Annotated in this window: 20 protein-coding genes and 1 pseudogene; 4 read left to right on the plus strand and 17 right to left on the minus strand. The window is 49.1% G+C overall.

The window, feature by feature from the left end:
• Nucleotides 1–22: 22 nt before the first annotated feature.
• From KDC22_RS23385 to KDC22_RS23410, 6 genes are all read right to left on the minus strand, one after another.
• Nucleotides 23–1,006 (minus strand): ROK family protein, encoded by a 984-nt coding sequence (locus KDC22_RS23385; RefSeq protein WP_211720504.1) that lies wholly within the window; start codon nt 1,004–1,006, stop codon nt 23–25.
• Nucleotides 1,007–1,032: 26 nt separating this feature from the next.
• Entirely contained in the window at nt 1,033–2,226 is a 1,194-nt protein-coding gene (locus tag KDC22_RS23390; RefSeq protein WP_211720505.1) for an ROK family transcriptional regulator, read from the minus strand.
• A gap of 529 nt (nt 2,227–2,755) precedes the next feature.
• Nucleotides 2,756–3,367 (minus strand): GNAT family N-acetyltransferase, encoded by a 612-nt coding sequence (locus KDC22_RS23395; RefSeq protein ID WP_211720506.1) that lies wholly within the window; start codon nt 3,365–3,367, stop codon nt 2,756–2,758.
• Nucleotides 3,368–3,390: 23 nt separating this feature from the next.
• On the minus strand, nt 3,391–3,963 hold the full coding sequence (locus KDC22_RS23400) for a TetR/AcrR family transcriptional regulator (protein ID WP_211720507.1): 573 nt from the start codon (nt 3,961–3,963) through the stop codon (nt 3,391–3,393).
• Between the two features lie 282 nt (nt 3,964–4,245).
• The gene (locus tag KDC22_RS23405; protein WP_211720508.1) at nt 4,246–6,189 is read right to left on the minus strand and encodes an alpha-L-arabinofuranosidase C-terminal domain-containing protein; all 1,944 of its coding nucleotides are present in this window, start codon (nt 6,187–6,189) and stop codon (nt 4,246–4,248) included.
• A 48-nt stretch (nt 6,190–6,237) separates the two neighbouring features.
• A complete protein-coding gene (locus KDC22_RS23410) occupies nt 6,238–7,251 on the minus strand; it encodes a glycoside hydrolase family 5 protein (RefSeq protein WP_211720509.1) in 1,014 nt (337 codons plus the stop codon).
• 187 nt (nt 7,252–7,438) lie between these two features.
• Here KDC22_RS23410 and KDC22_RS23415 point away from each other — a divergent pair, with 187 nt between their 5' ends.
• Complete coding sequence (locus KDC22_RS23415; protein WP_211720510.1) at nt 7,439–8,236, plus strand: helix-turn-helix transcriptional regulator; 798 nt, start codon at nt 7,439–7,441, stop codon at nt 8,234–8,236.
• A gap of 17 nt (nt 8,237–8,253) precedes the next feature.
• On the opposite strand, the gene KDC22_RS33550 is transcribed toward KDC22_RS23415, so the two are convergent.
• The 6 genes from KDC22_RS33550 to KDC22_RS23440 form a co-directional block, all read right to left on the minus strand.
• A complete protein-coding gene (locus tag KDC22_RS33550) occupies nt 8,254–8,628 on the minus strand; it encodes a VOC family protein (RefSeq protein ID WP_246553773.1) in 375 nt (124 codons plus the stop codon).
• Nucleotides 8,629–8,633: 5 nt separating this feature from the next.
• Nucleotides 8,634–9,083 (minus strand): macro domain-containing protein, encoded by a 450-nt coding sequence (locus KDC22_RS23420; RefSeq protein WP_211720511.1) that lies wholly within the window; start codon nt 9,081–9,083, stop codon nt 8,634–8,636.
• 42 nt (nt 9,084–9,125) lie between these two features.
• Nucleotides 9,126–9,773, minus strand: coding sequence for a hypothetical protein (locus KDC22_RS23425; RefSeq protein ID WP_211720512.1), 648 nt, complete (start codon nt 9,771–9,773; stop codon nt 9,126–9,128).
• A 48-nt stretch (nt 9,774–9,821) separates the two neighbouring features.
• Nucleotides 9,822–11,513 carry an ABC transporter ATP-binding protein gene (locus tag KDC22_RS23430; RefSeq protein ID WP_211720513.1) on the minus strand — a complete coding sequence of 564 codons (1,692 nt, stop codon included), beginning with the start codon at nt 11,511–11,513 and terminating at the stop codon, nt 9,822–9,824.
• A 70-nt stretch (nt 11,514–11,583) separates the two neighbouring features.
• Entirely contained in the window at nt 11,584–13,395 is a 1,812-nt protein-coding gene (locus KDC22_RS23435) for an ABC transporter ATP-binding protein (protein WP_211720514.1), read from the minus strand.
• A gap of 169 nt (nt 13,396–13,564) precedes the next feature.
• Nucleotides 13,565–14,248: a CPBP family intramembrane glutamic endopeptidase gene (locus KDC22_RS23440; protein WP_211720515.1), complete on the minus strand. Its 684-nt coding sequence runs from the start codon at nt 14,246–14,248 to the stop codon at nt 13,565–13,567.
• 207 nt (nt 14,249–14,455) lie between these two features.
• Here KDC22_RS23440 and KDC22_RS23445 point away from each other — a divergent pair, with 207 nt between their 5' ends.
• Entirely contained in the window at nt 14,456–15,190 is a 735-nt protein-coding gene (locus KDC22_RS23445) for a response regulator transcription factor (protein WP_211720516.1), read from the plus strand.
• Nucleotides 15,187–16,926, plus strand: a complete 1,740-nt coding sequence (locus KDC22_RS23450; RefSeq protein ID WP_211720517.1) for a sensor histidine kinase — start codon at nt 15,187–15,189, stop codon at nt 16,924–16,926. Before KDC22_RS23445 ends, KDC22_RS23450 begins: the two co-directional genes overlap by 4 nt.
• A 45-nt stretch (nt 16,927–16,971) precedes the next feature.
• Here the strand turns inward: KDC22_RS23450 and KDC22_RS23455 are convergent, their stop codons facing one another.
• Together KDC22_RS23455 and KDC22_RS23460 are read right to left on the minus strand one after the other, a co-directional pair.
• Nucleotides 16,972–17,355: a hypothetical protein gene (locus KDC22_RS23455; RefSeq protein WP_211720518.1), complete on the minus strand. Its 384-nt coding sequence runs from the start codon at nt 17,353–17,355 to the stop codon at nt 16,972–16,974.
• 99 nt (nt 17,356–17,454) lie between these two features.
• Nucleotides 17,455–17,688, minus strand: coding sequence for a helix-turn-helix domain-containing protein (locus tag KDC22_RS23460; RefSeq protein ID WP_211720519.1), 234 nt, complete (start codon nt 17,686–17,688; stop codon nt 17,455–17,457).
• Between the two features lie 186 nt (nt 17,689–17,874).
• On the opposite strand from KDC22_RS23460, the gene KDC22_RS23465 reads away from it, so the two are divergent.
• Nucleotides 17,875–18,189 carry a DUF6809 family protein gene (locus KDC22_RS23465; RefSeq protein ID WP_211720520.1) on the plus strand — a complete coding sequence of 105 codons (315 nt, stop codon included), beginning with the start codon at nt 17,875–17,877 and terminating at the stop codon, nt 18,187–18,189.
• A gap of 361 nt (nt 18,190–18,550) precedes the next feature.
• On the opposite strand, the pseudogene KDC22_RS23470 reads toward KDC22_RS23465, so the two are convergent.
• The 3 genes and pseudogenes from KDC22_RS23470 to KDC22_RS23480 all read right to left on the minus strand — a co-directional run bounded on the left by KDC22_RS23470 (nt 18,551) and on the right by KDC22_RS23480 (nt 21,843).
• Nucleotides 18,551–19,732 (minus strand): annotated as a pseudogene (locus KDC22_RS23470) (transposase).
• Between the two features lie 407 nt (nt 19,733–20,139).
• The gene (locus KDC22_RS23475) at nt 20,140–20,985 is read right to left on the minus strand and encodes a hypothetical protein (RefSeq protein WP_211720521.1); all 846 of its coding nucleotides are present in this window, start codon (nt 20,983–20,985) and stop codon (nt 20,140–20,142) included.
• Nucleotides 20,986–21,657: 672 nt separating this feature from the next.
• Nucleotides 21,658–21,843 (minus strand): hypothetical protein, encoded by a 186-nt coding sequence (locus KDC22_RS23480; protein ID WP_211720522.1) that lies wholly within the window; start codon nt 21,841–21,843, stop codon nt 21,658–21,660.
• Nucleotides 21,844–22,366: the final 523 nt, after the last annotated feature.

Consider the following 22,366-nt stretch of genomic DNA (forward strand, 5'->3'; position numbering starts at 1 on the left):
TTGTCAATGAATTCATATACTCTCAGATCCTGCCTCTGTCCGCAGCCGATCTGCTTCTTGCCGCCGCCGCAGCTCCTATCGCTCCCGCCTGGTTGCCAAGCACAGCCTGCCGGATCGTTAAGGATTGCTGAGGGGTGTAACGGCTGACTCTTGCCGCAATCTCCTGCACATAGCCGGGGTTCTTCTCCACAACTCCGCCGCCCAGAATGACGAGCTCCAGATCCAGGGTGAGGACTATATTCTTCACCGCCGCCGCCATCTGCTCATACGCCTGATCCAGCAGCTTCATTGCCGTATCGTCCTGGCGCTGCGCCGCAGCAAATACATGCTCCGCACGGATCACGCCGCCTTGCGCCAGCTCCCGGATTAGCGAGCTACTGCTGTTCATGTGCAGCTCGGCAGCAGCCTTAGCCCCAATTCCCGTGCCGGATACCTCCATTTCAAAAGGGCCAAACTCACTGTATTCCGGGGCGGCAGCAGCGTTAACAGCCCCAGGCTCAACGATCAGATAGCCGATCTCGCCAGCCGCGAAGCTTGCGCCCCGGTACAGCTGCCCGTTAAGGAACAAGGCACTTCCCACTCCCGTCCCTACAGTAATCATAATGAAATGCTCCGACCCGGCAGCCGATCCGGCAGCATACTCTCCCATTGCAGCCATGTTCACATCATTGTCAAGCGCCACCAGTCCCGGGTAAAACGCCGCTATAACCGGACGGATGTCGGTCGTTGCAGGCCAATTCAAGGCCGGAGAGCTGGTCAGCGTGCCTGTACGCTCATTCATGACTCCCGGGAACCCGATGCCCACTCCCTCTAAGGAGGATAGCGTACTTCCGTTGCGCTTGCAGAGCTGCTCCAATTCACCGAATAACCAGCGGAAGAACACTTCCGGCTCCCGGCTAAGCTGTGTCTCCAGCTTATACTGTTCAAGAAGAGTTCCATCCTCATCCGTTAGGCACAAAAGGGTTTTGGTTCCGCCCACATCAATTCCAGCCGTATACCTGTTCATTAGGATTCCCCCAGCAATTCTGCAGATTATAAGCTTATGTTGTTTCTATGATTACGCATATGCCGGAACGCCGACTGGACCGCGACTTGAACGGCTCCAAGTACAACATCCTTGTCCCGGTGGCCGGAAGCAGACAGCCGCGGCTTGCGGCGCTGCCCGTCCAGCTTGGCTTCCAGCCTGTGCAGCAGTACATCCCCGTGACTGCCAAGCCCGCCGCCAAGAACAACAGTATCGGGGGCCATCACCATGCAAATACTGCCAAGCGCCTCTGCAAGCAGACTGCAATAGGCCTCGATGATCATCAGGGCCAGAGGCTCGCCTCTGCGCACTTCATCCAATATGAACTCCGCCGTGACCCCGGGAGCGCTCAGCACATGCTCCGCGTCTCCGTGATGCTCCCTTACCATCCGTGCGGCCAGCTTCAGGAATCCGTCTACGGACAGCATATCCTCCAGTCTGCCTGCGCTCAGCATCAGGTTGGCTAATTCTCCTGCCCCGCCGCCCAGGCCACGGTATATCTCCCCATGGATAATGAGGCCGCCTCCGGTCCCCTCCCCGATGGAGAAATACAGAAGAGAGCCGCTTGCTGCCAACCCGGATGAGGCATATTCCGCAAGGGCGGCAAGATTGACATCATTCTCCGTCATGACAGGCACAGGGAAGAGCTGCGCCAGATTAGCCATTCTCAGGGCTGCTTCACGCCCCCGCAGCGGTGCAACAAGCTCAGACACCACTCCGTCTGCCGGGTCCACAACACCAGGAATCCCGAAAGCCGCTGCCGAGATCTTCTCCCAGGAGAGTCCCGAGTCAGCAAGAAGCCCTTCAATATTCTGTACCAGACATTCCTGAAATGCCGACTCTGTCAAAGAGTCCTCCGGCATCGGGAGCTGCTTGTAATGGCAGATCTGTCCGTTCATATCTGCGAGCGCCATCCGCAGTCTGCTTCCCCCCAGCTCCGCTCCTATGATATAGAAGCATTTCGGGTTGAATTCAACCAGGGTGGCTTTGCGGCCCTGGACGTTCCCGGCGCTGCCGGTCTCTCTGACCAGTCCTCGTTCAAGCAGATGGGCAATAGCCGAAGATACAGTAGGCTTGCTTAAGCCGGTGTACCGGCTAAGCTCCGCTCTGGATTGCGGTCCGCCGGCAATCATCCGGTCCAGAATCAGAAATTCATTCAGATTGCGCATGACCTTGGGAGTCCCTGCGGTTTGAATTTTCATGATTCATACTCCGTTCTTTATATAGTTAATTAAGTTTACTAACTTAATATCCATAATACATAGTTTCAGACCATTTATCCAGTCACCGGGCTTACCGTTTCTTGTTCATCAGTGCCCTGCTGCCTTCCAGCCCTGTTGTTCTGCCTGGATTCGTTCGGCTATCACGAAGGGCAGGAGTACACGCCCCCTCTTGTACTAAGCAAATGGAAATAGGTAGCTTAATTTGCCCATTTCCGCAGATAATGGGCAAGCAAGTGGATAAACAGCATCTACTGTTGTTGATTTTTGCGACTTTGCAGGAATGGTGAGCATTTAAGTGCTGTTTGTCCAACTGCTGCCCCGACACGATCCCGTCGTTCATCAGCAAGTGCTAAAAATCCAACTGTTGTCTTACCTCTCTCCATATCCTACATGCTTAACTACAACCCAACTATTGCTCCGCCCTTAACCTCCCCGCTTGCTATCACCATCTCCGGTAGAAAAACCAAAAATTCCCGATCCGTATTGAGGATCGGGAAGGGATCACGCGCTAGTCCAGCAGCTTCTCCATATGCAGCACTTTGGCAAAGCCCGCTTGTTCCGTGAACAGCCGGGTATTCTGCACCTTGAAGGTTCTGAAGCCGAGCCGCTCATAGAGCTTCTTCGCTTGCGGATTGGTGTCAACGACCTCCAGCAACATCTTGCTGCGGTTTGCCTGACGGGTTAAAGCAAAGGCCGCTTCCAGCAGCCGGGTTCCGATTCCCAGCCCTCTTGCCTCACTGGAGACGACGAGCGGATCAATATGAATAGAGTCCTTCGGAACGCCGCTGTGAAACATACGGAATATACCATAGGCTGCATAACGCCACGCACCGCCTGCTATGCCGAACGTATGTCTGAGAGCCTCGTAGCCCATCGTTGCGAAGAAGCCGTGTCCTTTTTCCAGACCGATGAATCCCATCACCCTTCCCTCGCGTACCGCATACAGACCGTCGTCATAACGCAGGCTCCGGCACAGCACCTCCACGGCTTGCTGCTCATTGCGGGTAAATAACCACAGGGCATTGAACTTCAAGGTGAATCCCTGATAAAACAGTCTGGCAACCTCGAGTTTCTGCGTTTCGTCCAGGCGGTTAACAATCTCTACCTCTATCGTTGACATACAGCTTCCTCCTTAATGTTGCTTCAGCTGCCGCTTCGTCCCGGGGTGCCGAAGCCTTGAATGACGGTGGATACCAACAATTGCGGAGCATCATTCTTCGCAAGATTGCCATTCTGGATCTCCTGCCAGGCGACGAACAGCAGATTATACATGACGGTGATCATCCAGTGGGCGGGCATCGCGGCATTCAGCAGACCGCGTGTCTGCCAGCCTTCCACCGCTTCCCGCAGCGGTTGCTTGACGCGGGCTTCCTCGGCAAGAATATCAGGATTCTCTTCAACCGATGCCGCGAAGCTGAGAAAAGACATCTTGCTGCCCAAAGGAATCAGCACCTCGAACACCTCTGTCAGGAAGCGGAGCATATCGCTGTCATCATTCAGGATTCCTGCGAGCGCTTCATCCACCAGCCCGATAGCATTCAGCGCCAGCGCATCCAGCAGCAGCTCCCTTGTGGAGAAATAGCGGTGCAGCGTGGCAATCCCGATGTGTGCATGATCCGCGATCTCCTGCAGCGTAGCCGTCGGCTTCAACACCATCAGCTCCGTGGCTGCGTCCAGAATAGCTTTCCGTTTATTGTCCTTAACACTGGGTTTCATGAACATAGGCCTGCCTTTGCTGTAATTTAAGTGATATCTTTGTTAATATAATGATATATATATCTATCATTTATTATCATTTTATACCCGCGGACGGCTGGTGTCAAATTGTTGATGTACACAAGTGGAAACGGCATTGCCGTCCTTTTATAAGGACGGTATTCGTTTCAGCGAGAAATATAAAGATAAGTTATTGTGTACAACATATAAATTCTTATATTTTTAAAAACCCCCTCAAAAAAGCGTCATAACGCTTCCTCAAGGGGGTTAGGTCAGGGGCTATTATGCCCCGCAATACATTTTCAGCACATGGAAGGATTTAGGTCCGATCTCATAGACCATGGAGCCTGCGGTCTCCAGCGGATAGGAATGCGGAGCGATGTTGCGGGGAGTCCCGATCGAGTTCACATCCTCCTCCTGCCCCTGCATGACATACGCCTCACCGAGTCCGGTCAGGGACATCTCAGTCTCCAGCTCCACAGTTACACTACGCTCCAAGGTGTTCACCAGCTTGACATAGAGGACCTGCTGCTGCTCATCATAAGAAACAGTGTAAGGAATCTCCTCCTGATCATGTACGGTCTGCTGCACCTTCGTTCCCATCAACGTACTGTATATCTGCTGCACATAGTAGCTTGGCGTGCCGTAGCTATTCTCCCCGTCGAACCAGATCATGTCAGGCGACCACTGGGCGTAGCCGAGTCTGGCGAACAACGGTGCATAAGAAGCAAGCACCACAATATCGGCGTTGCGCTCAAGACCCGTCAGGAATGCGGCCTCTGCCAGCGCTGCTCCCCAGCTGTTGAAGTGCGGCGCATTCATCCCGTTGCCATAGTGACCCGCATATTCCCCCGCGAACACCTTAATGTCTCTCGGGTACTGATCATAGAAATGTACGTTCTCGCACAGCCATTCCGGCTTCACATAATAATGCTCATCGACAGCATAGACGAAATTAGGGTTAGCCTTGGCCCGCTTACGGTAATACTCCCACGCCCGGGTGTAGTGTTCCGAGCTGACATCCGGCCCTGCGGAGCCGATGAGCTGTACGGACGGGTACTGCGCATGAATCGCCTGCTCGAACAGGTCGTACCGGGTGAAGAAATCCGCATGCTCCGTCTCCCACTGTTCATTGCCTAGCCCAATCAGCTCCAGACCGAACGGCGCAGGATGGCCCATCTGCAAGCGGAGAGCGCCCCACTGCGATTCCACTGGCCCGTTGGCGAATTCCAGCAGATCCAGGGCATCCTGAATATACTTCTGAAAATCCTCATCATGCACGCCCACATGCTCAGTAGACTGGAACTGGCAGGCCAGCCCGACGTTCAGCACCGGAATCGGCCGCGCAACCAGGTATTCGCAGAGCAGAAAATACTCATAGAACCCAATCCCCAGGCTCTGATTATAATGACTATACTCGCTGGTGTAGTGATTCTCTTCATTGTTTCCATGCATCGCCCAGCGGCTGCTATTATTCCTGCGCTGCTCGGCGGCACCCACACTCTGCTTCCATTGGTAGCGGTTCTCCAGGTTATAACCCTCAACAATACATCCTCCCGGGAACCTAAGGAAGCCGGGCTTCATCTCTTGCAGCAGTTCAACCAGATCCCGGCGGAATAAGCCCAGCACTGCATTGGAGGGAATCATGGATACGAAGTCGAAGCAGACCGTACCTGGAGCATCCAGCCGGATGACGAAATCCCCATACGATACAGGTTCACTACAGTTAAGCTGCGCCGTATAGCGTGTCCACTCTTCCCCTACCGCTGTCGCGATGATTGCCTGTGCCATAACCGTGCTATTTTTCTCAACCGAAACTTCAATGCCTCCTGCATACCCCTCTGCTCTGGCATAGAAGGATACCTGATACTGAAGCCCCGGCTTCAGAGAGACTCCATCATAGGCTTTATTGGTAAAAGCGTTCTGACGGTCTGCGGCCGTAAACTCCAGATAATGGGGGTTCACCTCATTCTGGGGTTGCTCCGTTTGAATCTGCAGCGTTGCCCCGCTCGACTCTGCGGGATAAGCCGTCCAGCCATAGAGGCCGTCATAGCTCTCGCTGAAGCGCCCCTTGTCCCCCTTGGCTTCCATGAACTCGAAGGAACGGTTCTCAATCATCTCCGCATGCAGCCCGCCGTCCAGGCCGTAGTTGATATCTTCGAAGAAGAGGCCAATCATCCCCTTGGAAATTGATACTCCTGGTTTATCTGTAATTTGTATTTTCATTTATAGGACCTCGCTTAGAAAAGAGTAATTAAACTTTCTATTTGCCACTTACAAATAAGAAATAATCTCCGTCGTAATGCTGCTGTCGTAGCGGTCAGAGATGCCGAAGGACATGGATTTATAGGTCCACGCTGCCCGGCCGATATGATTGTGTTCAAAAATCCCATGGACATCCTTATACCAGTTCACCACGCTAGGAGAGGGGGCATGTTCAATGACTCCGTATTCCCCGCAATACAGATACACGTTACGCTCTGCTGCAACATCCAGGGCTGTCTGGATCAGGCTGGTGATATACTCAGGCCCCATCTGGCTGAAGCCATCTCCCTGAAGCCCCGATCCAAAAGCGCCGATGGTGGCCGAAGTGCTGCGGTACACCGCCAGCTCACCCGGATAATCCATGCTGCTCTCCGGCATCTGCTCCACCCATTCTGCACGCTGGTGAGTGAACAGGAACGGCTCATAGAAGTGGAAGGTATACACGATATTGTCGTCGTAGGGCTGATCCAGTAGCTTGAGGGTATGCACGCTGTTCCACTGAATGCCGCCGATAATGATTTTGGTCTCCGGCGCATGCTGGCGAATCTCGGTAATCGTCCGGCGGGCCAGTGCATTCCAGCGGCTGCTGTCCTGCTCCACAATCTCATTCAGCAATTCAAAAGCCACAGTATCCTTATAAGCTGCGTAACGGACAGAGATTGCCTTCCACAAATTCAGGAACCGCTCCTGGAGCGCCGGATCATCAAACAGGGAATTCGCAGACACGCTGTCGAAGGAGAACCCGGGCGTCTTATGCAGATCAATAATGAGATTCAGCCCGTTGGCCGCGCACCAGCGAATACAGTTGTCGATATGCTTGAACCCTGCATAAGCCTCAGCGTTCGAGGGGTCTTCAATGACTTCATAATCCACCGGCAGCCGTACATGGTCCAGGCCCCAGGAGGCAATCGTTTGGATATCCTTTTCCGTAATGAAGGTGTCGTAATGTGCCTGCTGAAAAGGACACTGGGACAGCCAGCCTCCGAGATTCACCCCTCTTGAATAACCGGTCCATTCTCTCATACCTATCATCCTCTCCGGCCTCAGCCTTCAACATATGCTTCAGTGACTGCTTGTATTAAGCATAGATACATCCGGGCAGCAGAACAATTACACATCGTGCGTAAGTACTAACTTATTGTGCAATCCTTATTTACAAGTAGTGCTCTTAACTTCTACAATAGACCTAACTGCTGCACTGGAGGTTCATATGAATATACAGAACATCGGCTACAATCATAGCCATGACGCGGATTTCATCATCAACCGGCCCCAGGGGTCCGGAGACTACATGCTGCTGCTGCTGAAGACCCCGGCAATCTTCACCTTCGCAGAGGTGCAGCAGGCTACAGAACCTGATTCTTTCATTCTGTACAGTGAGTACACCCCGCAGTTCTACCGGGCTTACGGGCCGCAGTTCACTAATGACTGGTTCCATTTCCGGCTGGACAAGCCTGGCGACGCTGCACTGCTGGACCGGCTGGCGATCCCCAGGGATGAAGTGATCCCGGTTGGCGATCTGAACGAGCTGTCGATCATCATTAACCATTTGTGCTATGAATCGTATTCCGAGAACCCGCATAAAGACGAGACGATGGAATTATATCTGCAATTATTCTTCATTAAGCTGAGCAACCGGATTCACTCCGCCCAGAAGGAGGTCGGCAACACCCACTACAACAAGATGTCTCTCATCCGCACCAAAATCTATAATCAACCCTTCCTGAACTGGACGATCGGGGGGCTGTCCCATGAGTTGACCATGAGCCGCTCCTGCTTCCAGCACTTGTATAAGGACTTCTTCGGGGTAAGCCCGATGGCGGACGTCATTGCCAGCCGGATCGAACATGCGAAATACCTGCTTACCACTACCGATATCTCTGTCAAAAAAATTGCAGAGATGAGCGGCTACGCAAGCGAGATCCACTTCATGCGGCAGTTCAAGCAGCAGACGGGGCAGACGCCGTCACAGTACAGGGAGCACAAAATAAAGCCAGACCGCTTGTAAGCAGTTTGGCTTTATTTTTAGTGATATTCCAAGAACTCAAGACGATTCCCGAAAGGGTCATTTATATAGAAGCGCCTGACGCCTTCATCCGCCCTTGCTTCATCATCCGTGACTTGAATGTTATTCTGCAACAGATGCTCGCGTAACTTATTCAAGTGCTGCACATGAAATGCCGGATGCGCTTTGGTAGCGGGAACAAAATCCCGTTGTACCCCGATATGTACCTGATGCGTCCCGCATTGGAACCAAACCCCGCCACGCTTTTGCAGCAATTCTGGTTTGGGAATCTCCGGCCAGCCTAACAAGCTATTGAAGAATCTCCGGGCCTCAGCTTCACAGCCTTCCGGGGCTGCCAGTTGTACATGATCTAGTAGCAGAAGTATAGCGTACAGATAATTTAAATCTTATACAAAGTAACTTCATAGTCTGCAAAAACCTTGCCGATCATCTGTTCCACCACACTCCACTCCCCATTTGCCAATCCGCAGCCAATGTTATACGGAAGCGCCACAGACAGACCCTTGGCCTGTGCCTCTGTCTTCAGGATGGTTAACGCTTGCTCCAGCGCAGCATAATCCGTATACCGGGTTTTGCTTTTTCCATAGTTAAGCTGGCCGAACAGATTCGCCGTGTACTTCGCGCCCGTCTGCACCAGCTGGCAGTGTCCGAGCAACTCGTCAGGCGTGTGCTGCTCACAGTATTTTTTATACTCAGGATATAAATTCGGATAACGGTCCCGCAGGATCTTCGCAATCCCCGACCCCATCACCCCCTGACAATTCACCTGATGTCCTAGAATATCTTCACTGGCTTCTAATAAATCGCCATTTACGATTTGGATGGTCATGGTTCTCTCCTTGTTGTTGTGATTTGGGTGTTTGGTTACCTTTTATAATCCCATCATGGCCCGGAGCTTGTCCACTGTCTTCAGCACAAAGTTATCTACTTCCGCTTCCTTCATATAAATTGGTTCATATTCTATCGGCACTTCAGTGTTGCAATAAAAGTGAATGATATTCTGAATCTGCTTAAAGGTCTGGCCTTCAGGAAAGAACGGTAAGTATTCAGGATATTGCTGAATATGTTGCACATCGGTCCAAAACACATGATCCCCATGCAGCTTCAAATATTTGAAGTCCAGCCAGTACCATTCCCGCTTCACCAGCTGATTGTATTCGGGAGTACCTTTTACGGCTTGATGTACCGGCTCCTCCTGCTTAACCCTGGTTAACTTGATCCATTCGACATCCGTTATAAGATGACAGTAATACCCCCAATAATAGGAACCTGCGCTAGAAGTAGGCTCAACATCCTTCAATGCATACTTCTCCCGGAACAGCTCCGGCTGAATGCCGTGTCCATCCTTAAAATGGGTAACACTCTTAGGTATACGCTGAAAGGGAGAAGCGCTCCCCTCATCATCAACGATCCCGCAATCCGGCCCAATATTCCCTACCAGAAAATCAACCTTGGAAACCGGAACTCCCGCCTTCATTAAGGCTTCAGCTATTCTAAAATGAGTAACCCACGTAGCCACTCTGCATTCCTCCTAAGACTAACTATACTCCTGTAGTACACACTTTACCTACACATACCACTTCCGCTGCGCCTCATACATTGTCCGATACTCGCCCGCTGTGCTCATTAACTCCTCATGCGTGCCATCCTGCACGATTCTTCCATCCTTCATCACGAGGATTCGATCGGCCAGCTTCACGGAGCCTAGTCTATGCGAGACCAGGATTGCGGTTTTATCCCGGCACAGGGCGGCGAAGTCGTTATACAGACGGGTCTCCTCCAGGGGATCGATGGCCGCCGTGGGTTCATCCAGAATCATCAGGTCGCTGTCCCGGAACAATCCGCGCGCAATCGCTACACGCTGCCACTGGCCTCCGGATAGATCCGTGCCGCCGAACTCCCGTCCCAGCATCGTATTCAGCCCTTCCTTAACCCCTTCACCGGATAAAAGCACCCCGGCCTCCTCACACGTGGATACTACTGCGGCATCATCTGCCGGTTTGGAATATTGGCTGATCCGCACATTCTCCCATATAGTCTCATTATACTTGCGATAATGTTGAAAAACAGCCGACGTTCGCTCATAGCTAGTCCGCGTGGCCTCCACTTTCCCGTACCACACTTCCCCTTCCGTAGGCGGGTATAACCCCATAATGATGCGGCAGAGCGTAGTCTTCCCGCTTCCGTTCTCGCCTACAATCGCCAGTGTCTGCTTATTCGGGATGAACAGGTCAATCTCCTCCACCGCATTTCGGGTCGCCAGCGAATAGCGGAAGCGGACAGCTTTTAACTCAATATCACTGTCTGCGGGCTTTGGCATGTTGCTGGTCCTCTGAACAGGTTCGTCGATGAAATCCAGAAAATTCTCAGTAGAGCCGATATTCTCCGTAGCCCAGGCGATTCTCTCGGTGATCAGCTTGTTCATGAACCGGTATAGACTGCCAATCGAAGCCAGCACCGCCGCAAAAGCTCCAATCGAAATCTCCTGCTTCATCACAGAGATAAACAGCATGTATACGATCAGGCCGTAGCCCATAACCGTCACTACATTCAGTATGAGCTGAACGAGATGCTTACGTACCTGCGTCCGAAGTACAATAGTGTTCAACCGTTGCAGGGCAGACGTATACAAATTCTCGAAAAATGCAGCCGCCCCCAGCAGTCGGGTCTCCGCGAGATACGCTTTGTCCGTCAAGCACTGTTCATAGTAGTCACTTTCCCGCCGGATCGGGGCAGCTGCCGCCTCCAGATTCTTGAATGCTGACATCAGCACCCACTCAGAGAGCATCACCGGGACGAATACGACGACAATACTTAGGGCAAGCACCGGCTTGAGCGTGAACAGATACCATCCGATAAATATGAAATAAGTCGTATAGTAGAACAGAATGTCCAGTAAGGTCGTCCCGATCCAGATCAGCTTGCCGCTCCCATTCACAGCCTTGTGGATATAATCCAGCCGCTTTGTGTCCTCGAATTCAGAGACCTGTAATGAATCTACTCTCTTAAAAATCATCAGGTTCAGGTGCTTGCCCACGCTTAGTCCGTAAATCTCCTCATAACAGTTCCCGAGTCCGTCCATGACATGATAAAACAGATACATGAGCGCCAGCGCGCCCAAGGACAGGAGAATCATCCTGAAGCCTATTCTACCAGTAGCATATGCAGCAGCCGCATCCAGAAACCTTTGCAACAATAACACCTGCAGCACCCAGGACAACGCCTGGAGCAAGGCAATACCGATGTACGTATAAGACATCCCGGGATTCACCTGGAATAAAAGCCGCAGGCATCTGACCCCGTTGCTCAGGAATCCCTTCCGCTGTATTCTATCCAAGCTGCACCATACTCTCTGCTTCATACCACGACTTCTGGCTGGCGAACATCTTCCCGTATATCCCGTCCGGGTGTTCCAGCAATTGCTCATGAGTGCCCTGCTCCGCAATCCGCCCGTTACGCACCACCAGGATCTCATCCGAGATTCTCGCAGCGCCCAGCCTGTGGGTGATGTATATGGTGAACCGGTCTGCGCGGATGCTGCTGAACATTTCATATAGCCTGCTCTCTTCGAGGGGGTCAAGGGCAGCCGTAGGTTCGTCCATAATATGGATGGCTGAACTGGAGTACAACAGTCTGGCTACCGCCAACCTTTGCCACTGCCCGCCGGAGAGGTCCAGACTGTTCTCTTTGATTTTGCCGACGTAAGTATCGAGACCGGATTCCATCCCCTGGACCATCCCGTCCAGATTCATCTTTTTTATGCTGTGCCGGACACGCTCTTCATCCAGCCTCAGGATATTCCCCAGCCGGACATTATCCTGGATCGACAGCGCGTACCTGGCGTAATTCTGGAAGACCACAGCGATGATGCTTTTCAGCTCCGGGTAGCTGTACTCCCGCAGATTCCTATTATTAATGAAGATTTCTCCCTCGTAGTTATCGTACATCCCGGCAAGCAGTTTGATCAGGGTAGACTTACCGGCCCCGTTCTCACCGACAATGGCATAGCTCTTCCCGCTAACCATGGTGAACGAGCATTGATTCAATATGTATCTTTCCGTATCCGGGTAGCGGAAGCTCACCTGCCTGAATTCCAGCGATTGAAAGACGAAGCCGTCTATCTCCACAGGTAGAGCAGCGGCATCCATCTTCTCACTGAGCCCGGCAAAAGCTGAGAAATCCTTCAGATACTCCTTCATCCGCGCATGCTCCTGCATCGTCTCGGCTAACTGCCAGGACATCCTCTGCACGAGACTGAAGATCGCAGTCACCAGCGAAATGAACAGGCCGATCGATAGCTCGCCCAAGTGCAGCGCAGGCAACAGCAAGGCCACTATAATAATGCCGATCAGCAGGGCGATGATCGAGCCGCTTTTCAGATGAATGAAGCTTCGGATCTGTATCCTCTTCTCAATAGAGGATGTCTGATCATACAGCTTGTCGTACCGATCCCTGAGCGCCGGACTATATCCGAATAACGTGCGTTCCTCCGCATTTTCCCGGCTGGTCAAAATATGTGCCAGATCTGCGCTCCTCCTCCGTATCCGCTGCGCATCCATCCCCAGCACATAATTCGCCTTGCCCGTCTTCATGGCAATATAGAACAAAGGCACCGCAACCAGCACAATCACAATCCCCGTAATGAACGTGGACGACATCACAATCACAAGCAGCGAAGCGGTCCCGATCAGCAGATTCAGTCCACTCATCATATTGTTGAACCCGCCCATGAAATGACCTACCGGATCGCCGCACACCCTATGGATTAACTCTGCGGTCTCCTTATTCTCAATATGCTGGTACTCCAGCCGCGCCCGCTTGAGCACCATCTCCCGCTTCAGCCGCACATTCAGCCGGTTGCGCCCCGTCAGCTCAACCAGCTGCATCAGGCTGGGAAGCAGATGAGTGACGATCACATAACCCATAATCAGCGCAAGCGGCCTGTAGATTAACGAATACTCCGCCCGGCCATTCACAATATGCATCGCCGTATTAATGAAATAAGCCATCACCAGCGTCTGATACGCAGGCATCAGGGCATCCACCAGCATATACCCTACCGCCGCCACCGTCTGCACCGGAATCACCCGCAGCGGAATCCCGATCAGATGGAATACTGTATATTTTCTTGAAGTAAGCATGTAATCTCCTTGTTGGAATGAATTATAAAGCCCGCCTCAATTCATAGTATCATTTCCATCCGGGAGGAATAACCTGTCAGATTATAGGGATCTTCATTTCAAACCAACACAAAGAACTGCCGGGTATCCCCGACAGCTTAAGTACTCTTATATTCACTCGCTCCTCCATCTACAGCGTAGAATAATAGAGAAGATTGAGACCGTTATACACGATATGCACCACGACTCCAGGCCAGATGGAACCTGTCTTGCGGAACAGGTATGCTACCAGAACGCCGACCATGAATGCATCTAACAGGATAACGGTGAATCCATGAACCACGCCGAAGATTGCAGCGCTGCCGACAATGCCCGCCCATGCGCCATAACGGTTCAGGGCATTGGCAATGACACCGCGGAATACAAATTCCTCGCTGAGCGGCGTTAGGATGGCCCCGGTGATAAGCAGAATAAACATTGAGAGCGGGCCGCCTTGCGCTGCCGTCTGGAAATCTGCCTGGGTGTTGATCTCGGTAACAAAGTGATAATAGATCCCTTCGATCACAAAGCATCCCCCGAACGCGGCAATACCGATGACGACCCCCACCAGCAGCCATTTTCGCTCTGTCATCCGAAACCCAAAAGCACAAAAATTGCGAATCCGCAGGGCGTAGGCTGCAAACAAAGCCAGGAAGCCAATCAGACCATTGCCTGCACCTCCGATATTAATCCGTAAGATGGCCTGGTCATCAGGAATTTGAAGCATCCAGACACCAAGGATTACGACGCCGATCATATAGAGGGACAGTGCGGTTAGGATCTCCGGCCAGCCGGGCCGGGTGTGAGGCATCTCAGATATGGATGGGCTGCTCATTGCCAGCCCCCCGATAATGTGGACCATTTTTTACTCATGCTATTTTCCTCCTACTCCTCTCATCGAAGCTCGAATGTGCTGCTCAGACTTATCCTACCAACCTCACCGGAACAGAAGCTAAACGAACCGATGAATTTTTGCTTAATTTTGTCCCAGCTGTTTAGGTTCTGTTAAGATAAATATGCTATTTTGAAAAAGGGTGAAAAAATGCCAAATCTATCCGCTATTAAAATCGCTATCATCGACGACGAACCTTCGATCATCACCATGCTGCAAATGGTGCTTCGCCGGGAAGGTTTTCATCAACTGTACGGGGCTTCTACTTGTACCGAAGCTATCAGCCTGGTACAACGCGTGGTCCCCGATATTATCCTGCTCGACATTATGCTTCCTGACGGCAGCGGACTGGAGCTCTGCTCCAAGATCCGCGAATACGGGAACCCCTATATACTGTTCCTTACTGCCAAGGCATCCGATCTCGATATTCTAAAAGGCTTCGCCATGGGTGGGGATGATTATATCACCAAGCCCTTCAACCCCCTGGAGGTAGCCGCAAGAATTCAGGCGCGCATACGCCGGTTGGAGCCGGAAGCTCTGGCGTCCACTGCTGCGAAGTATCCGGATGCGGGAATTTACCGCTTCAGCCGCTTCACCATCAATGAGGCGGAGGGCGAACTAACCGTAGAGGGACAGACCGTCCCTTGTCCAGCCCAAGTCTTTCAGCTATTACTGCATTTCTGCCGGCATCCCGGAATCGTCTTCTCCAAAACCCAGCTCTACGACAAGGTCTGGGGGATCAACGGACAGGGCGATGATTCGACCGTGATGGTGCATATCCGCCGCATCCGGGAGCGGATCGAACTCGATCCCGGCGACCCGAAGCTGCTGCTTACGGTACGCGGACTCGGCTATAAGCTGGTGAAGGAGCCGGAGGAACGATGAAGATCCAGCAACGTATGGCCTTCCATTTCACGTATCAGTTGATTTTCTATGCTCTGGCGATTGTGACCATTGCCTTGGCTGCCTGCATTATGTTCTTCCAGAACATGACCAGTAATGAGATCCGCCGGAACTTTCCGGTTGGCGTCCTGGAGCAGATTGCCCAAGAAGCCCAGTACAAAGACGGGAAGCTTCAGATTTTCTCCCAGTGGAGCAAGCTTATTGAGGAGAAAAGGATGTGGCTGCAGGTGGTTAGCGCAGATGGAGAAGTAGTCTACAGCATTAATACAACACCATACCCTGCACTGCCTGCCTCCTACTCCACCGCTCAATTGCTCGATATTCAAGAAACACGGAGACAGGGGTCTTATGCTGTGCAGACACAATTGAATTTCTCGTTCCAGGACCCGCTGTTATATGTGCTCGGCTACCCAACCCCTGACCTTGATCAGCTCACGGAGTGGTTCAACGCTTACGGACAGCAGGGCATAGTGAGGAGTGAAGCGGTTCCTCTCCTGGAACAGCAGCTTCGGGAGACTGGCAGTTATCTGCAAGTGATCGATTCTAACAGTAATACCGTACAAGGCATTGGCGATCACAAGTATGTACCAAAGGCATATCGGCCGCTAGACATTCTGGCCATTCAACAGTCTCCAGACAACTATGACGCGGGTATTGTAGCCCACCGGGACGAGCCGAGCAGAATGACCTGGATCTTCTATACGCCCCATGCAGCGGGACTCCCTCTGAAGCATCCTGTATTGGAAAATGTAACGCCGAGACTCATCTGGATTGCAGTGCTGATCCTGATCCTCGCGCTGTCGATCTCCATCTGGCATGGCTACCGCTTCGGGCGGCCCCTGATTCTGTTCGCAGGCTGGTTCGAACGGATGGGCCAAGGCCAGTACGATGAGGTGCTGACCGCCAAGGACAAGCGTAAGGTATTCCGCCGCAATGGCACTATGCGAACCCGCAACAGGCTCTATCAGGAAGTCATTCAAGCCTTTTATCAGATGACTCATCAATTGGCTCAGATCGAGAGGGACCGTAAGAGGCTGGAGAAGGAACAGGCGGAGTGGATGTCAGGAATCTCCCATGATCTGCGCACACCCCTGGCCACGATTCAAGGCTACGGGTATATGCTGGAGAAGCTGCCTGAGCAATGGAGCCAAGAGGAAATGCGGATCATGGGTGCGACCATCCGGGAAAAAGGGGATTATATGCTGGAGCTGATCTCCGACTTCTCTCTGATCCATCAGCTCAAGCAGAGCGATTCCATCATGGTCCGCCGGGAGACAGATCTGGCAGAATTGGTACGCTGCTCCGTGTTGAAATACGTCAATGACGCCACCATGTCTGAGTACCTGTTCCAATACATTGGTGAAGAGGATTCCCTGCTCATACAGGCAGATGTAACCTGGTTACAGCGGCTGATCGACAATTTGCTGTCCAATGCGGTCAAGCATAATCCGCCAGGCACAACCATTACCGTCACTCTTGCCCGAGTCCACGGCCAAGCTTGCATACGGGTACTTGATAATGGAAAAGGGATGGACGAGGAGACACTGCATCATTTGTTCAATCGCTACTACCGCGGAACCAATACCGAGGAATCCACAGACGGTTCCGGCCTCGGCATGAGCATCGCCAAGACCATCGTCGAAGCACACGGCGGCGCAATCAAGGTCCAATCAACAATCGGGCAAGGCACGGAATTCGAGATTCTTTTGCCTTGCTGAGCACACAAGGGCTCCAGCTCTAATGAGCTGGAGCCCTTGTTCCCGTTAAGGTTGAATACTTACCTTTGTCGCGTACCACTTACCAGATTTCAATTTCAGCGTTAGTTGAACAGGTTCTTTGAATGCAAAATTATCATTTTCATATTTCTGAGTTACATATACTTTTGAACCTGCGAAGTAGTGCAGCGGCAATACAATACCGATATGATGAGAGCTTTGATTATATTTAAAGCTATCCGCTGTCATGCCACGTTCGATTGGATTAATACTTTCAAATGCCGAACTATTCATGTACTTCCTATTAGCATCCTGACTCATGGCTTCTTTTAGAATAATTCTAGTATCATGTGCAATCCATGCACCAAATGAGAGATATACAATAACAAATAAAAGAACGGATGAAAGGACTAACTTTCTTTTATTGCTCATTAGTGATTCCTCCTTGATATAGAACTGTTTATACTAACAACAAAAAGAATGACTGCATAAATTCTAGTCATTCTACTTTAGTCCTAGCTATCATTATATTCACTTGGTTTCAGTAATCTCTTCCTCCACAAGCCTTACTAACTCCGATGCCTTCATGTTCAAAGCCTCAGCGAGAGATAGTAAAGAGTTTAGAGTAGGCTGGTGGATACCACGTTCCAGCATGGATATGTACGTTCGGTCAAGGTTACTTTGGAATGCTAATTTCTCTTGGCTCATCTTTTGCTTCTTCCGAATCGTCTTTAATACTTGCCCAAAGATTTCTTCTGATTTCAAGGCGCTACCTCTTTTAGATTCATTATCTAGTTGTCCTAACTCTCAAATCCACGTAGTATACTCTACAAAACAACAATAAAGTATGTTATAATTCATCCAAGATAAGTCTGATGCGCCTAAAATAGTAACTCTCATACAAAATCACTATTGAATACAAAGTAATCCATAGATCAAGGGGATGAAGAAATGAGGAGTCTGTTAGAGAAGCTATATCATGGCAGCTTGCATCCAAATGAAAATGTTATACCAACTGACCCGCAATATACTATTTTAAACAAAAGAATTTCTGAAATCATAGAGACTTGGAAGGGTCAGCTTTCAGAGGAGGAATTCGACGAATTAGAAGCATTCTTAGACCTGTACGCTCAAGCTCATGGCATGGAGTTAGCATCTATTTTCAAGTATGGGTTCCGCCTGGGAGCTGGCATCATGGTAGAGGTCTTGACTGGGGAAGAAGAGCTAGCCAGTAAATTGAGCAGCTATCCTGATAAAACTCAGTAATTAACAGAAAAAACCTGTGTAATTGTTATACATACATTTCCCTTATGAACTATCTTTAGAAATCAGGCAATACTCACTATCACTTCAACAACTGGTCTGGATAAAGAATTCGAACTTCCGATGACTGGGGTAAATAGATCAACTTATGACACTGCATTCGGGTCTACCCGGTTATAGATAAAGACAGGTCCATTCAGTAAAAGAACTGAATATGTAATTCATGATAAGATCCTTACCTTTGAAGTAAGTGAGTACACAACAACCAAATAGAACTTCCCAACAGTTTGTTTTGTTCCGTGAGGTTTTTGAGTGAACAAGATGAAAATGGACAGACGGGCAGAATTTTTGGAGGATTGAAAATTTAAACGACGTTTGTGCCTCGTTGTCTCGAGATAGCTAACGCAGAAGCAAGCAAAACAATGGCATTTAAACATTGGTGAGTCGTGACTTTCTATATGCCCCATACATGCAATTTGTCTGCGGTTAGGTACGACTTCATTCGGAAGTTACATCGTTCGACGCTGGTTCGTTTGTTGTAGAGTTCTTTTCAATTCCGACTTTCTCGGTATGGTAACTCATAGCGGCGTAAATCGTCTCTGCTGCTAGCCTTAACAACCATTCCGTAATTGGACGACGAACAAGCCGTCATGCCTAAAGGACAATCCACTTTCCCCGTAGTATGCGGACAACGAAACTTCAAACGTTCCATTTCCTGCCCCCAATACGTCATCGTAACCCCCATCGAACAGCAAGGTATCCCTTTGCTTGTCATGCCTGCTGGAGGTTCCTTTTCGTTCTGCGGATTCATTGGAATAATCGCTTGGGCCTTGACGCTGCGAGCAGTTTCGTAGTTTTTCATTTGATCATATCCTGCATCTAGCATAAAGAATTTCACTTTGGATTTTGCAGAGACGTACGTCATGAGTGCATGCCCTTCGTCTCCGTCGTTCACATGGGCAGGTGTCACCTGGAGTACCAAGGGAAGCTCACTCTTGGCATCGACGGCCAGATACAGCTTATAGCCATACCACCTCACTTTATTGCCAAACGTATCGAGTTTAACTCCCCAGTTGGCATGGTCGGTGAGTTCGCTTTTTCGCTTGGGTTCTTTTTACTCGTAGGCGTGAATGTCTGCGCTGTCGATAGCGACATGAGTACCGTCTATGATTCCAGCTTCTCGGCACTGAGCTACAAGATCCTCAAACAACTGCTGGGCAATGTGTTTGCGAGTTAACTCGCAAACACCCGGCTTAACGTAGAAATCGAAGGGGCGGGGATATCCAGCCGAAGTCCACATTTGTAACGGAAACGAAGGTCAAACTCCAGTCTGCGCACTAAGCCAGTGAACATCTCAATGTTCTCTAGGGGAGCCGCGAGTAAAGCGCGAAGAATGCCTTGACGACAGTGCCCTCCGCTCCGCGGGGTGAAGGCTTTCTCAATTACCTTGCATACGGTCTCAGGTCCAGTGCACTGAAAAAGAGGGGCTGTCGTTCTTTCGATTCAGCTCTTCAAAGGAAAATAGACATTCTTGGAGAATATACAAAGGGGGCTTCCTCCTCTTGAGTGTTTTGGTGTCGTTACCAAAAAACTTCTCCAAGTTGGGGTGAAGTCCTTTTTTATGCTCAAAAACCTTTGTGTAACAAGGGCTTAGATTAATGCAAAATGCTCACGTGAATATTGATTGCACACAAAAAAGATGAAATACGATCTTAACTCAGATCGTATTTCATCTTTTACTAAAGAACATGAATTATACTCTTCCAGCTTCCAAAGCAATAAACCATGATGGGATAAAAATCATTAAATAAAGTCCAATTGAAGCCAGAATTATGTTTAGGATAGAAATCCCTTTACCTTCGCGGATCTTATTAAACACCAGTACAAAGTTAAAAAGAAATAAAAAGCATGATATTGGAAGAACAATATACAACCAAATAAGCACTGTTTCACCTACTCAATTCTAAATTGGGCATTAACATCTGTCGCTTTGTTCCATGCAGATGAAGGAGTAACATTTAATCCCCCAGGTATAAGACCAAAGCCTGTTGTAAGACTAAGTGTTTTATGCGCGTAATGTCCGTAAGCGTTTGCATAACCCACATAACTATCTGGCGTTGCCTTAACTCGGTAACTCATATATCCTCTATTTTGCACTGTCCCATCACCAAGAATATCTCCAACTAAGTCGAATTGGAATCCATAACCGAATGGTTTTTGTTCTTGAGCAGTCCAATAATAATTTGAAGTTGTTTGACCATTGTGAGGATTATCATAACTATACACCATTACTTCTGAATTTGCTATTGGGCTAAGACTTTCAGGATGTGTGATAGCCACTGCATCTTTCAAAGCAAACCAGAAAACATTAAGCCACCTAAAATCATATTTAAGGAGGTACTGTTTACTTCCAAGGTCAGAAACGGTCATTGTTTTGCTAATCCAAGAATCATTGTGCGAATTTGACCCACCTGAAAATGGAGTTAAATATTGTTGAAACATTGCATTATACGCTTCTTCTTTAGAAAAATAAACTGTCTCATTCCCATTACCATCGAATTTAGATATAGTCTCTACCCGACTTATAACTTCCCCTTTAAGATCCTGGAATTTGCTATTATATACATCTGCTGGCATACTTAAAATTTGATCTTCAGTAAAGCCTAAGCCTTTTAGTTGCTCAATTTTAGTATCCGTTAGATTATTAACAGGTTCTATATTACTAGCAGAAGTAACACCACTTATCGACATTATTAACAATAAAACAATACAAAGTGCGATAGAAAATTTCTTTTTCACAAAAATTCCCTCCTACTTTTTTATTAGGAATAACTAATACCACTTATCGACATTATTAACAATAAAACAATACAAAGTGCGATAGAAAATTTCTTTTTCACAAAAATTCCCTCCTACTTTTTTATTAGGAATAACTAATTTATCCATCATCTCCTCTCATTGCTATTCCTTATTAAAATTTTACATGATAAAGAAAATAAGAAAAAGAGGGTTATTTTGTAGAATTTTGTCATTAATAGAAGAAAACCGTGACTATACTATGACTTTCAGCAGTAGCTTTTTAAAAGAATTTTGCGTTTGGTATGAATTAATTTGTGAATTATTTAAAATTAACCCAATCATTGAAGCCCGTGTAGTAAGACTACAGCCAAAAGCCCACCGACCAGTTAAGGTTGACGGCTATTTATATATACTCTAAATTCAAATCGTTCCCGGATAAAACGGGTACCAGCTATCTTAATTGATTCGGTGTATACCCCTGCACTATACCTCCATAATCCATGAGGTGTCCTATAGGGTATGATTCAAGCCTAAACCAGACGGATACTTTAGATTGTGACAAAGCAGCAGCCAGGAAGTCTGTATCGCTCTTCAGGACTTTGTATGTAGTACTCTTGTAACTGACTCCTTTTTCTTTAAACAGGAATTTTTAAAAAGAACTGCTGCTCTGGTTCAAAGATATCCCATTTGAATAAATAGCTGTTTTTTTAATGAAATAGGTAATCCGTAAGGAACAATCGTATCATAAACCAGTTCAGTGCCGGCATGGTATGAAGAACCATCTCTAAAATCAAAAGAGCCAGTATCTAATGAAAACTGTAATTGATTCACATAATGGGAGTGATCTGTTCCTATCATAAAATAACAAAGATCAATTCCTTCATCCCTGTACATTTCCAGGTTAGATAAATCTTTAAAAACATGGAACCTTCACTCTGGTTGACCTTGCGATTGATGCCAGATACTTTAAGTATTTCGCACCCGATGTTGACCCTGTAAAATACAATGCTCAACAAGCCGGTGATGAATATGTTAATGATGATGACCTTCTATTTATAGTCGATCAGATTTTAAACAATCCAGAGTACTTGCCTAATAGTTAATTAATGAGCTGAAAATAACCTCGTCAAATTTTATTGACGGGGTTGTTTCTGTGTGTTCCTGGACATTTCTCATGCACCTCGCCGCGAGTTGGACATCGTGAAACAAGCCCACTCAGGAACCCCTAAGGCCCGGATTCGCGGATTCTACAAATCGGTTGACCGATCACACAAAAGAGAGCACCATTTACGGCACTCTCCCAGCTCATAACTATACCTCAGTGCAGCCGAGGGCTCTATCCGGGCGTCAAATATGGAATCCAATTCACGTCTGTGCACTT

The sequence above is a fragment of the Paenibacillus tritici genome (assembly GCF_018207515.1).
In the GTDB taxonomy this organism is placed as follows: domain Bacteria; phylum Bacillota; class Bacilli; order Paenibacillales; family Paenibacillaceae; genus Paenibacillus_AQ; species Paenibacillus_AQ tritici.